This window comes from Chlamydia felis Fe/C-56, from assembly GCF_000009945.1.
Taxonomy (GTDB): Bacteria; Chlamydiota; Chlamydiia; order Chlamydiales; family Chlamydiaceae; genus Chlamydia; species Chlamydia felis.
Window position 1 is genome coordinate 791,368 of the sequence record NC_007899.1, and the last position, 13,149, is coordinate 804,516.

Sequence of the window (13,149 nt, forward strand, 5' to 3'; positions counted from 1 at the left end):
TGGTTTATTTATAAATAAACAGCTCTATATTCTTCTTGCAAAAAAAACTGTATATTTACAAACGTTTCCAAAATTTCTAAACTGCACATTTTAAAAATGAACTTACACAGCAGTTTTTCATGACTCTCCCAGGATCAACTTTCGATGTTTCTGTCACCAAAAATCCGACTCAACATTCTATAACAACAGATCTAGCTAAAAAATCAGAAAAGAAGAAAGAGGGTAGTCTTATTGCTCTGATTGGCATGATAGTCTTAGCTCTACTAGCTGCAGTGATGGCAGGAGGATTTCTTGTGACGCCATTTTTTCCTGAGGGAGTTTATATTGGCATCTCAGCTCTCGCCTCACTTCTCATCAGTATTTTGCTGTTTCCTATATTCATAAGCAGGTTTTCACCTTCCACTCTTCCTACACGCCCTAAAGATTTAGATCTCTCTAAGCTCGACACACGATACAATCGCCTACTCCACGAGATCATCAAAGAAGATGAGAAAAAGTACGAACAGGAACAGAAAGAAAAAGTCCAAAGAAAGCCAAGAAGTTTAAGATGCCGCCCAAAACAACAAACTAACGAATCTTCTTCTGATGAAACACCGAAACCACGAAGAAAAACATCAGGCATCTTAAATTTAATTCGCCCCAAAACTTCCTCGTCGAACATGTCTTCTAGTTTATCCTCTCACGATTCGGATTCCTCTGCTACAGAATCCCCACCCCAACCTAAAGTTATGATTAGTTCGAGTCTCCCTACTAGGCATCGCTAAGCCCCCAAATGCATAGATTAAATTAAAAATAAAATTCACAATACTTGGCAGTAAGTTCTAGTAGAGTATTTTTAGTAGATTGGTTTATTCTATTTTTTTGTTTTTCCCATAAAAGCTTTCTTCTAAATTTATGAGCTGTAGAGAATTAATTGTTTTGGGTTGTTCCAGTCAACAGCCTACGAGAACACGCAACCAAGGGGCTTACCTATTTCGATGGAATAACGAAGGCTTGCTTTTTGATCCCGGAGAGGGAACTCAAAGACAATTCATTTTCGCTAATATTGCTCCTACCGTAGTCTCCAGAATCTTTATTAGCCATTTTCACGGAGATCATTGCCTAGGTTTAGGCTCTATGCTTATGAGGTTGAACTTAGATAAGGTTACTCACCCCATACATTGCTACTATCCAGCTTCAGGGAAAAAGTACTTTGATAGGCTACGCTATGGCACTATTTACCATGAAACAATTCATGTTATCGAGCATCCTATAGATCGAGAAGGTATTGTTGAGGATTTTGGAAGTTTTCGTATCGAAGCGCGTAGGCTCGACCATCTTGTTGATACTTTAGGATGGAGAATTACCGAACCCGACACTATAAAATTCATTCCAGAGAAAATTAAAGCCTGTGGACTACGTGGACCCATCATGCAAGATCTCCTTCGTGACAAGCAGATAACGATAAACGGAAAAACTCTATACCTTAAAGATCTAAGCTATGTGAGAAAAGGAGATAGCGTTGCTGTAATTTCTGATTCCCTTCCCTGTCAATCGGTTATAGATTTAGCTAGAGACGCCAGAATAATGTTGTGTGAGAGCACATATCTTGAAGAGCATCGCCATTTGGCAAAGAGCCACTACCATATGACAGCAAAGCAAGCAGCCACACAAGCTTTAGCTGCAGGTGCTCAACAGCTTGTGCTGACACACTTTTCCGCTCGCTATTTAAATTCTAGAGAGTTTGAATTAGAAGCGAAGGAAATTTTCCCAAATGTGTTTGCAGCTGAAGAATTTCGTAGCTACTCCTTCCCTAAAAATCCTCCTTCTAAATAAATCTCTATAAGGAGATACTCTAGAAAAGTACTCAGGAACACCATGGTCTCAGCTTTTTATGCTTTTCTAGATTACCTAAAAAACATAAAAGCAGCGTCTCCCCATACTCTAAGGAACTACTGCATAGATCTAAATAGCTTTAAAGTCTTCTTAGAAAAACATGGAAAACTCTCTCCCTCCATGCCCATTTGTTTATTTTCCAAAGAAAGACAAGAAACGAATCTTCCCTTCTCTCTATTTACGAAAGATGCTGTACGTCTCTACATACTAGAATTAATGCAGGAAAACAAAGCGAAACGCACAATAAAACGTCGCCTCTCAGCTATTAAAAGCTTCTCACATTATTGTTTAAAACATCGCATCCTACTTGAAGATCCAACAGAGACAATTCACGGCCCCAGATTACCCAAAGAATTGCCCTCACCTATTACCTATGAGCAAGTAGAAATACTCATGGCAACTCCCGATCTCTCAAAATATACAGGATTACGTGACCGCTGCTTATTAGAATTATTCTACAGTTCAGGATTGCGTATTAGCGAAATTGTCTCTTTAAACCACTGGGACATCGATTTTAACTCTAACCTCATTCGCATCCGTGGAAAAGGGAAAAAAGAACGAATTATTCCTATTACTACTCTAGCTGCCCAGTGGCTAAAACAGTACCTAAATCATCCAGAAAGAGCAGGTGTTGCAAAAGACAGTCAAGCGATTTTTTTAAATTGTTTTGGAACAAGATTAACCACGCGCTCTATTGATAGGAAATTTCAAAAATATCTTCGTCTTTCGGGTTTATCAGGAAATATTACTCCCCATACAATCCGCCATACAATTGCCACACACTGGTTAGAGAACGGTATGGATTTAAAAACTATTCAAGCTCTTCTTGGACATAGTTCTTTAGAAACAACAACAATCTATACCCATGTATCTATGAAGCTTAAAAAGCAAACACACAATGAGTCTCATCCACACGGCTAAACCTTAGGCAAACCTCTTGTGCTCTAAGATCCTCTTTGTTATGCTGTCTGCTATGAGCATCGTACTTGATAAAATCGGCAAAACTTTAGGCACACGCGTACTGTTCGATGACGTTTCCGTCGTCTTCAACCCTGGAAATCGTTATGGATTAACAGGACCTAACGGTGCGGGAAAATCTACCCTCTTAAAAATTATCACAGGTGTCGTAGAGCCTACTCGTGGATCTATTTCTTTACCTAAAAAGGTGGGTATCTTACGCCAAAATATCGACAGCTTTGGCAATATTTCTGTTTTAGATTGCGTTATTATGGGTAACGCTCGGTTGTGGGATGCCTTACAACAAAGAGATGCTTTATACTTGGAAGATTTCACCGACGCCATTGGCATTAAACTTGGCGAAATAGAAGAGATCATCGGCGAGGAAAATGGTTATCGGGCAGAATCTGAAGCTGAAGAGCTTCTCACAGGGATCGGGATCCCCGAAGAATTGTTTAACAACAAAATGTCCACGATTCCCATAGATTTGCAATTTCGTGTTCTCCTATGCCAGTCCTTGTTTGGTCATCCCGAAGCTCTTCTTCTGGACGAGCCTACAAACCACTTAGATATTCATTCTATTAACTGGTTAGGAAACTTTTTAAAAGATTACGATGGAACAGTGATTGTTGTTAGCCACGACAGGCACTTTTTAAATACCATTACTACCCACATTGCTGATATCGATTATGATACCGTCATTATCTATCCTGGAAATTACGATGCCATGGTAGAAATGAAAACAGCTTCTAGAGATCAAGAGAAGGCCGATATCAAATCTAAAGAAAAGAAAATCGCCCAACTTAAAGAATTTGTAGCTAAATTTGGGGCAGGTTCTCGAGCTAGTCAGGTACAATCTCGTTTAAGAGAAATTAAAAAGCTCCAACCTCAGGAATTAAAGAAGTCTAACATTCAGCGTCCTTACATACGTTTTCCTTTGTCAGAAAAAGCTTCCGGGAAGGTAGTCTTTTCTATAGAAAGTATTACAAAAAGTTACAATGGCGAAGAGCCTATATTCCAGCCCTTCTCTTTGGAGATATATCAAGGAGACAAGCTAGGGATTATCGGAAATAACGGTCTTGGGAAAACAACATTAATGAAGCTCTTAGCCGGTGTAGAGAGTCCTAATCAAGGGGCTATAAAAATTGGTCATCAGGTTGCTTATTCCTATTTTCCTCAAAATCACTCTGATGTTTTAAAAGACTGTGGAAATGAGACTCTGTTTGAATGGTTACGCAACCGAAAAACAGGGATCAACGATCAGGAAATACGCAGTGTTTTAGGGAAGATGTTATTTGGAGGAGATGACGCTTTCAAACAAATTAAGGCGTTATCAGGGGGAGAAACAGCTCGTTTGCTGATGGCGGGAATGATGCTGGAAAATCACAACGTGTTGATTCTTGACGAAGCAAACAACCATTTGGATCTAGAATCTGTTTCTGCACTGGCCTGGGCGATTAATGATTATAAAGGCACCTCTATCTTTGTTTCTCACGACAGAACATTAATCGAAGAGTGTGCAACAAAATTGCTTATCTTTGATAAGGGCAAAATTACTTTCTTTGATGGGACTATGGCTGACTATACAAGCAGCAGCAAGCTATAAGCCTAAGCTGCGTGGCGGTTTGGGACATATTTTACTGAGGTCATATGGAACCACAATTAATCTTGGGCTCTTCTTCTCCACGAAGAAAATCAATCCTGCAGTACTTCCGTATTCCTTTTACCTGTATTTCACCAAGTTTCGAAGAACGTTCTGTTCCTTATCAGGGTGATCCTGTTGCATATTCTCAAGAATTAGCTGTAGGAAAAGCAGAATCTATAGTACAAGACCACAATCCTGAAGGAGTGATTCTTACAGCAGATACCGTTGTTATCTATAAGGGAAAAGTTTTCAATAAGCCGGGTTCTCATGATGAGGCTATTGAAATGCTAAAAACGTTAAGTGGTCAAACGCATTCTATAATTACAAGTGTTGCTCTTCTTCAACAAAAGAAATTGATGGTTGGCCAAGAAACAACACAGGTGACCTTCAACAAACTTCCAGAAGAGTATTTGGGAAGATATGTCGAGGCATTTTCCACGTTAGATAAGTGTGGGGGCTATAGCACTCAAGAAGGTGGAGGATTGATTATTCATAATATCCAGGGTTGTGCATACAACGTCCAGGGTCTTCCGATTAGAACATTGTATCATCTCTTGCTGGAGTTCGACATTAACTTATGGGATTATCTCGTTTAATTATATCCCTAGGAATACTTTTAGGTTTTCCCAGTGTAGTATTTGGTAACTTCCCCGATCCAGTAAGCCATAAGATTCTTTATATTAGCCAAAGATCTGTAGAAAAAGCTCTTACATCCTACTTAGAAGCTTTAGAAACTCACGGAGATCATGACTTTACTTTATTAAGAAAAATCTCTGAGAATTGTTTAAGGCAGGGGTTACGTTCTGACGACCCGTATATTCGAAAAAGTACCATTATCGGAGCAGGTATTGTAGGTTCTTCAGAAGCTTTGGAGATTCTTTCTCAAGCTATGGAAACGGAAGATCCTCTTCAGCAACTGTTAGTGTTATCTGCTTTATCCTCCAATCTAGGGAAAACATCGGACGAGCTTTTATTTAAAGCGCTAGCTTCTGCCTATCCTGTGATCCGTTTAGAAGCCGCCTATCGTCTAGCGGGACTAAAAAATATTAAAGTTATCGACCATCTTCATTCTTTTATTCATAAACTTCCCGAAGAAATTCAATGTCTTTCCACAGCAATCTTTTTAAGATTAGAAACTGAAGAGTCTGATACGTATATCCGCCAGATGCTTTCATCGACAAGAAGTGCTACAAGGAATTACACAGCTTTGCTCATTGGTGAATATCAACAAAAACGGTTCTTGCCTACATTAAGGAGTTTATTAACAAGTGCCTCCCCTTTAGATCGTGAAGCAGCTGTTTATGCCCTAGGAATGTTAAAAGATGGTCAGAGCTATACTACCATAAAAAAGCTCTCAGAAAGAAACGATCCGGATCTATCTTTAGCTTCTGCTCAAGCATTAATTGCGATTGGGAAGGAAGAAGATGCTCTTCCTATTTTTGAAAAGCAGATTGAGGAAGAGCGCTCAACAGCTCTTTATACAGCACGATTATTATCTAAAGAAACAGGAATTCCGCTATTACTTCCTGTATTTTTAAATACGAAAAACAGCGAAGCAAAATTAAATGCTGCTCTGGCTTTGATACATTTAGGATGCGACCACCCCCTTCTTCTTGAATACATCACGGAGTGGTTAGTACAACAACACTATAGCCAAGCATTAATTCCCACATTTTCTAAGGGGCGAGCTACACAAGCATGGAAATGCAGAGGGATTATCCTTCCTCAAAATCCTACAGAACGTGCTAAGGCCTTATCGATCATCCAAAATGCTGAAGAGCAGATTCTTGTTACTCTATTGCGGTTGCCTAAAGAAGCCTATCTTCCCTATATAGAGAAGATCTTATTAAGTCAGAAAACAGCTCTAGCTTCTAAGGCAATTACCTTTTTAGCGCATTCTTCTCATCAACAGGCTTTAGAAATCCTTTCCCGAGCCTCACAGCTTCCTGGAGAGCCGATAATCCGAGCTTATGCTGATTTAGCTTTATATAATCTCACTAAAGATCCTGAAAAAAAGTTATCCTTACATCGTTACGCTCAGGATCTCATTCAAGAAACACTATTGTTCATTGATACCGAAGACAGACAGCCTCATCCAGATTCTCCTTATCTTCGTTATCAAGTTACTCCAGAAACACGAGCAAAGCTCATGTTAGATATCCTAGAAACTCTCGTGGTATCGAAGACACATGAAGATATTCGCTTTCTTATTCAGCTAATGACACAGGCAAAAGCCAAAAACTGTCATATTTTAGCTGGGTTATTGATGAAAATTGTAGAATAACGGGAGACATATGAATCGTTACTTCCCCTACCTTATTCTATCAGCTCTACTAGCATTTTCTTCTTCTGTAAAGGCATTAACGCATAAGGAAGCCGCAAGAAAAAAAGTCTCCTATCTAAGTCATTTTAAAGGGGTCTCTGGGACATTAGACATTGAAGATGGTGTATTAAACATTCATAATAATCTGCGCATACAAGCCAATCGCGCGTATGTGGATAATGTTCCTGATCGTGGTATGAAGTTAATTGCCCATGGAAATGTCATGGTCAATTACCGAGGAAAGACTTTAGTTTGTGATTACCTAGAGTACTACGAAGACACTGATTCTTGTCTTTTGACTAACGGTAGATTTGCCATGTATCCGTGGTTTTTAGGAGGATCAATGATGACATTGACTCCGGAGACCTTGATTATCCATAAGGGATATATATCCACCTCTGAGGGACCTAAAAAACATATTTGCCTCTCCGGAGATTATTTAGAATACTCTTCAGATAGTGTGCTTTCTATAGGAAAGACAACATTTAGCATTTGTAACATTCCGGTGTTATTCTTTCCGCAATTTTCCATTATGCCTATGGAAATTCCCAAACCTCCAATTAATTTCCGTGGGGGTACTGGAGGATTTTTAGGTTCCTATTTAGGGATTAGCTACTCGCCAATTTCCAAAAAGCATTTCCAATCTACATTTTTCCTAGACAGCTTTTTCAAACATGGCATTGGGGTGGGCTATAATATGCACTTCTCCCAAAAAGAGAATCCTAAAAATGTCTTCAACGTGAAAAGTTACTATGCTCATCGCCTAGCGATTGACATGGCAGAACCTCGAGATCGCTATCGTTTCCATGGGGATTTTTCTCTTTCGCATAAACAGGCAAGTTTATCCGGAGAATATCATGTTAGTGACAGCTGGGAAACGGTTGCAGATATTTTCCCAAATAACTTTTCTTTAAAAAATACTGGCCCTACGCAAGTTCGCTTAACTTGGAGTGATGTGTTATTTGATGGTAGCCTATCCTCTTCTGTGAGAGTAAATCCCTTCCAGAATGTGAATCAAGAGCTTCCCTATCTATCTTTGAAACAACGTCCAGTGAGCATTAAAAATACGGGGATTTTTATTGAGAACCTATTTGAGTGTGGATACTTGAACTTTGCCTTTAGCAATAACATTCCTGGTTCTAACTTCTCGTCATTACGTGCATCAGCCTCTCCTAAGATCTATCGTTCGATTCCCTTATTTATAGGAACTCTGACTCCAACGGCTTCGGCCTCTGCAATTTACTACAGCAGTGTCCCGAAAACATTCTCGCGTCATTGCCAAGCTTCTGCGAAAATAAATTTAGATTATCGTTTCTCCGCATATAAGAATTACCTACACACGAGACATATTGTAGAACCATTTGTTTCTTTTACTTCGACAACACATCCTTTAGCAAAGAATCATGAGCATTATATCTTTTCTATAAACGATGCCTTTGCTTCCCTACATTTAGGTAAAATTGGTATAGAATCTTTCATATACAGTAGAGTTTCTCCAAGCGCGCCTCGAGTCTCGGCAAAACTTTGGACAACGCAAATCTTTAAAAATACCTTTGCCAGATCGACATTTCCTAAAACGGCATGTACGATTTCCCTCCCTTTAGACCGTAAGAACACTCTATCTTTAGATGCTGAATGGATTTGGAAAAAACATTGCTGGGATCATATGAATCTCCTTTGGCAATGGATAGGAAGTGATAATATAGGCCTAACCTTAGAATTTCTGCATCGAAGTAAATACAGCCTTCTTAAATGCGATAAGGAAAATTATATTTTAGATGTGAGTCGCGCACCTGAGGAGCTTTTCAATTCTCCATTATCGGATCGGCGCAACCTCATTTTAGGAAAAGTGTTTGTTCGTCCTCATCCTTGCTGGAATTACCATTTAACATTGAGATATGGCTGGCATAGATTACATACACCAAGCTATCTCGAATATCAGATGATTTTAGGAACAAAAGTCTTTGAACATTGGCAGTTATATTCTGTGTATGAGAAAAGAGAAGCGGACAACCGCTTTTTCTTCTACCTCAAGCTCGATAAGCCTAGACGCCTACAGAATAAATAATTTGTTTCCCTAGAATTCATTAAAGATCCTTGAGAGCTTGGAGAAACCCTACAATAAAAAAACGATTAGGAAGCTCTATCTTCTGGCTTTACGTGAGCATGATAACGACGTCGTATCTTTTCTAGAGAAGCCTTAAACTTCTTAATGTCTTTAGGCTCTTCCATCTTATCGATATATAACACACCATGAAGATGGTCATTTTCATGCATAATGATTCGTGCGGGGAATCCTTCCAAATGTTCTGTGAATTCTTGACCATCAAGATTTAGAGCCGTTACGGTAATACTTTGTGGACGATAGACGTCAGCACGAAGTCCAGGAATAGATAGACATCCTTCCCGACCAATAACGAGATCCTCAGAAGCGTTAGAAAGAACAGGATTGATATACACCTTTGGGAAATCACAAAAGATCAAGTCCCCGTCTTCGGTTTCTCCCTCAACACACACGACGAAAAGACTCAGACTTTCTCCCACCTGAGGAGCTGCTAAGCCAACGCCTTTATGAGCTACCATAGTTTCGTACATATCTTGAACTAACTGACGAATCGTGTCAGTAATTTCAGGAATTATATCAGCCTTTCTACGTAGAATATGGCTGCCGTAATATTCTAATTCTCTAATCATGATTTACACCCGAAGATTAAGCCGTTAATTAGCTTCTTCTACATTGAAAGGACAAACCGTAGGTGACGGAGCAGGTTGCTCTATCTCCCCTTCTTGAACTTCTTCTACAGAAAATATTGTAGAGACGGGCAGTAGACTACAAAGGCAAAGTATACAAAAGAATTTTTTCACAAGACCATAACTGGTTAAAATTTATTTCCGGAGAACACTGGCTTTTAGTAAAAATCGCTAGATCTTTACCAAAGCGTCCTATTCCGTAGGAATTTCCTCTCCATCTGGAGAAACTTGTTCTAGAGCATTTATAGGCAGCTCTTGAGATTTTTTTCCTAAGTGTGTTGTTGCAAAGGAAAGAAACAGACAACTAAAACAAAAAGCGACAGCAAGCCAGGCTGTGACTTTCTTTAAGATATCTGGTGTCGACACACCAAAAACAGAATCTCCTGAATCCACACCAAAGGAAGAACCTAGTCCCATGCTCTTGCTTTCTTGAATCAAAATCAGTCCGCACAAAATTATGCACAAAAGAAGAAAAATAAATAAAAACGAATAAAACAAAGCTGTCACAATGCTTCTCCTAAATCAATAAACCTACTTGAGGTGAATTCCGAACCCTTTCATCTATCACCTTCTTTCCTACACTCTATAGAAAAAAACGGAGCAGTACTCGGGATCTTAAAAATCTCCTTTATGCAGCATTTTCAACAGAATATAAAAATCCCTAAAAAGGCTCTGGCAATATTCTCGTATAAAACTAAATTAATCACCATATTGAAAAACATTTTATTTCTTTGAAACGCTATTCTTAGACAGAACCTTGCGTAGTTTTATGAAAAACTTTTTACTCTGGTAATATTCAAAGATTAAAATTGCCTACAACATTGGCAAAAACTTGAGGATCTAAAGAGGCTCCTCCTACCAATAAACCATCCACATCGGGGCAGCGAGCAAATCCTTCAGCGTTGTCAGCTTTTACAGATCCGCCATAAAGAATAGAAATTGTCTCAGATTTTTCTTTAGAAAATATACGAGAGAGAACCTCGCGACAAAAAGCATGGACTTCTTGCACATCTGCGGTTGAAGCGACTTTTCCCGTACCGATTGCCCATACAGGCTCATACGCAATAATCACAGAGGCTGTTTCGGGAAGCTGAGCAAGCCCCAATATCAATTGGTTAGATAAAACATCTTTAGTCGTACCACTCTCTCTAGTTTCTAAAGTCTCGCCAATACATAAAACTGGAACCACTCCCGAGCGAGCAGCAGCTCCCACTTTAAGAGCTATTGTAGAGTCTTCTTCATGAAAGATATGACGACATTCCGAATGTCCTAGAAGAACAAAATTCACATGAAATTCTTGAAGCATAGGCAAGGAAACTTCCCCGGTAAAGGCTCCGGAAGAATCCTGATGGACATTTTGCGCTCCTAGCCAGATGGAAGAGTCCATCTTTTTTATAGATTCGCAGCAAGCGCTTAATGTTGTAAATGAAGGGGCTATACCGACTATGGATGCGGGAGAAATTTCCTTAACGAAAGGGCAAAAAACAGATAAAAAATCTTTAGCCTCCTCAGCTGTCTTATGCATTTTCCAATTACCAAAAACATAACTCTTACGTTCCATCTATGTCCTCAAATTGTTACTTAACCCTTATGTCTCACTATAGACACTGATTCACGATTCTTGCTAGTTTTCTACTAAGTAAGGTACTTTATTCTTCAAATAAATAGAACTTGAAACCTCCTGGAAATCTAAGGATATGACAACTTCATCTCCTCCCCAAGCAGTCACGACGCTCACAGAATCTATAAAAAATCTTCTGGAGTCAAACTTTTGTCATGTTGTGGTCAAAGGAGAGTTAAGTAACGTCTCACTACAACCTAGCGGACACTTATATTTTGGAATTAAAGATAGCCGATCCTTCTTAAATGGGGCTTTTTTCCATTTTAAAAGTAAATATTTTGATCGTCGCCCTAAAGATGGCGATTCCGTAATCATTCACGGCAAGCTCACGGTTTATGCCCCACGAGGTCAATATCAAATTGTAGCCCATGCTTTAGTCTATGCTGGAGAAGGAGACCTACTACAAAAATTTGAAGAGACAAAGAAACGCCTCGCTGCTGAGGGGTATTTTGCTCTAGAGAAAAAGCAAACACTACCCAATATTCCCCAAAGCATCGGTGTGATTACCAGCCCTACGGGGGCGGTAATCCAAGATATTTTGCGCGTTCTTTCCCGTCGGTGCTATCAGTACAAAATCCTTATTTATCCTGTAACGGTTCAGGGAGCTACGGCTGCAAAAGAAATCTCACGAGCTATCGAAGAAATGAACAAAGAGAATCTTGCAGATGTTCTTATTCTAGCTCGTGGCGGCGGAAGCATCGAAGATCTTTGGGCTTTCAATGAAGAGATCGTTGTCAAAGCCATAGATGCCAGCTCCATCCCCATTATTTCTGCTATAGGTCATGAAACGGACTATACGTTATGTGATTTTGCTGCTGACGTACGTGCTCCCACGCCTTCTGCTGCTGCAGAAATCGTTTGCCAAAGTAGCGAACAACAAATTCAAGTATTTAAAAGTTATTTACGCTACCTGAACGCACATTCGCAACAGCTTCTTTCGGGAAAAATCAAACAAATTCAACAATGGAAGCGTTATTTAGACCACGTAGATTTTTTCCGTTCAGCGCATCAGTCTCTAGATTATCTTTGCTTATCTGTAGAACGGTCAATTCAAACAAAACTTTCACAATACAAACAGCGCTATATGCAGTATGCACGCTGGTTGCAAAGTGATGTTTTACAGAGAATGACTTACCGCCTTCATGATCTTTGGAAAATGATCGTACAGGCCTTCCACAATCGCCTGACTGCAGCAAAGCATCTCTGTATGCAGAAGAAAAAAAATCTAACATTTCATAATACGCAGCAATTTATCCAGAAATTGGATCTTTGGAAACAACAACTCCATAGAGCTCTGACGCAACGTCTAGGATACTGTAGCCAATCTCTAACTCACCAACAAACATTATTAAAACATTTTACAATCAAATTAAATCAGCAGTTTACTAAGGGAAAACACACCTTGAATCTTTTACAGAAACGGCTGACGAGAACTTTTGCCAATACAGTAGACGAACATAGAGAAAACTATGTTCGTTCTAGGGAAAACTTAATATTTTCCTTACATCACCTTGTAGAAAGAAACCGAGAAAAATATTATACGCTTTCTAAGCAGCTTACCCTATTAAACCCTAAAAATGTTTTCAAACGTGGGTATGCTATGCTCTTTGACTTTAATGAAAATTTCGCTATCATTTCCGCAAAAAGCTTACACAAACACAGTTGTGTAAGGGTACGACTGCAGGACGGGGAAGCCACTCTTACTGTAACGGATATTCAGAATTTTGAAACTCAAGAGTCCTAAATTATGGAAGAAATTCCCTTTGAAAATGCTATGGAAAGGTTGGAAGAGATCGTAGATCTTATGAATCAACCCTCAACGTCTTTAGATTCTTCTTTAAAACTTTATGAAGAAGCTGATGCTTTAATGCGTATTTGCGAATCGCGCATTCGTAAAGCAGAAGACCGTGTACGCGAGTTATCCGAAAGGCGAAATGAAACTCTTCTTTCTGAAGAAGAATCTTTTGCGCATTAACT

12 protein-coding genes are annotated in these 13,149 nt (G+C 39.3%); 9 read left to right on the forward strand and 3 right to left on the reverse strand.

The window, feature by feature from the left end:
- Window positions 1–119 precede the first annotated feature (119 nt).
- The 7 genes from CF_RS03450 (at window position 120) to CF_RS03480 (ending at window position 8,868) form a co-directional block, all read left to right on the forward strand.
- A complete protein-coding gene (locus CF_RS03450; protein WP_011458235.1) occupies window positions 120–764 on the forward strand; it encodes an IncA family protein in 645 nt (214 codons plus the stop codon).
- A gap of 130 nt (window positions 765–894) precedes the next feature.
- Window positions 895–1,815, forward strand: coding sequence for a ribonuclease Z (locus CF_RS03455; protein WP_011458236.1), 921 nt, complete (start codon window positions 895–897; stop codon window positions 1,813–1,815).
- A gap of 42 nt (window positions 1,816–1,857) precedes the next feature.
- Window positions 1,858–2,796, forward strand: a complete 939-nt coding sequence (locus CF_RS03460; RefSeq protein WP_011458237.1) for a tyrosine recombinase XerC — start codon at window positions 1,858–1,860, stop codon at window positions 2,794–2,796.
- A gap of 52 nt (window positions 2,797–2,848) precedes the next feature.
- Entirely contained in the window at window positions 2,849–4,438 is a 1,590-nt protein-coding gene (locus CF_RS03465; protein WP_041468098.1) for an ABC-F family ATP-binding cassette domain-containing protein, read from the forward strand.
- 44 nt (window positions 4,439–4,482) lie between these two features.
- The gene (locus CF_RS03470) at window positions 4,483–5,073 is read left to right on the forward strand and encodes a Maf-like protein (RefSeq protein WP_011458239.1); all 591 of its coding nucleotides are present in this window, start codon (window positions 4,483–4,485) and stop codon (window positions 5,071–5,073) included.
- Window positions 5,055–6,761 (forward strand): HEAT repeat domain-containing protein, encoded by a 1,707-nt coding sequence (locus tag CF_RS03475; RefSeq protein WP_011458240.1) that lies wholly within the window; start codon window positions 5,055–5,057, stop codon window positions 6,759–6,761. The genes CF_RS03470 and CF_RS03475 overlap by 19 nt, the downstream gene beginning before the upstream one ends.
- 10 nt (window positions 6,762–6,771) lie before the next feature.
- Window positions 6,772–8,868: a hypothetical protein gene (locus CF_RS03480; protein ID WP_011458241.1), complete on the forward strand. Its 2,097-nt coding sequence runs from the start codon at window positions 6,772–6,774 to the stop codon at window positions 8,866–8,868.
- Window positions 8,869–8,933: 65 nt separating this feature from the next.
- Here the strand turns inward: CF_RS03480 and def are convergent, their stop codons facing one another.
- The 3 genes from def to tpiA all read right to left on the reverse strand — a co-directional run bounded on the left by def (window position 8,934) and on the right by tpiA (window position 11,112).
- Window positions 8,934–9,494: a peptide deformylase gene (def, locus tag CF_RS03485; protein WP_011458242.1), complete on the reverse strand. Its 561-nt coding sequence runs from the start codon at window positions 9,492–9,494 to the stop codon at window positions 8,934–8,936.
- Between the two features lie 249 nt (window positions 9,495–9,743).
- Window positions 9,744–10,058, reverse strand: a complete 315-nt coding sequence (gene secG / locus CF_RS03490; RefSeq protein WP_011458243.1) for a preprotein translocase subunit SecG — start codon at window positions 10,056–10,058, stop codon at window positions 9,744–9,746.
- A gap of 289 nt (window positions 10,059–10,347) precedes the next feature.
- Entirely contained in the window at window positions 10,348–11,112 is a 765-nt protein-coding gene (tpiA, locus tag CF_RS03495) for a triose-phosphate isomerase (protein ID WP_011458245.1), read from the reverse strand.
- A gap of 136 nt (window positions 11,113–11,248) precedes the next feature.
- Between tpiA and xseA the strand changes: the two genes are divergently transcribed.
- Window positions 11,249–12,916, forward strand: coding sequence for an exodeoxyribonuclease VII large subunit (gene xseA, locus CF_RS03500; protein ID WP_011458246.1), 1,668 nt, complete (start codon window positions 11,249–11,251; stop codon window positions 12,914–12,916).
- A gap of 3 nt (window positions 12,917–12,919) precedes the next feature.
- Window positions 12,920–13,147, forward strand: a complete 228-nt coding sequence (locus CF_RS03505; RefSeq protein WP_011458247.1) for an exodeoxyribonuclease VII small subunit — start codon at window positions 12,920–12,922, stop codon at window positions 13,145–13,147.
- Window positions 13,148–13,149: the final 2 nt, after the last annotated feature.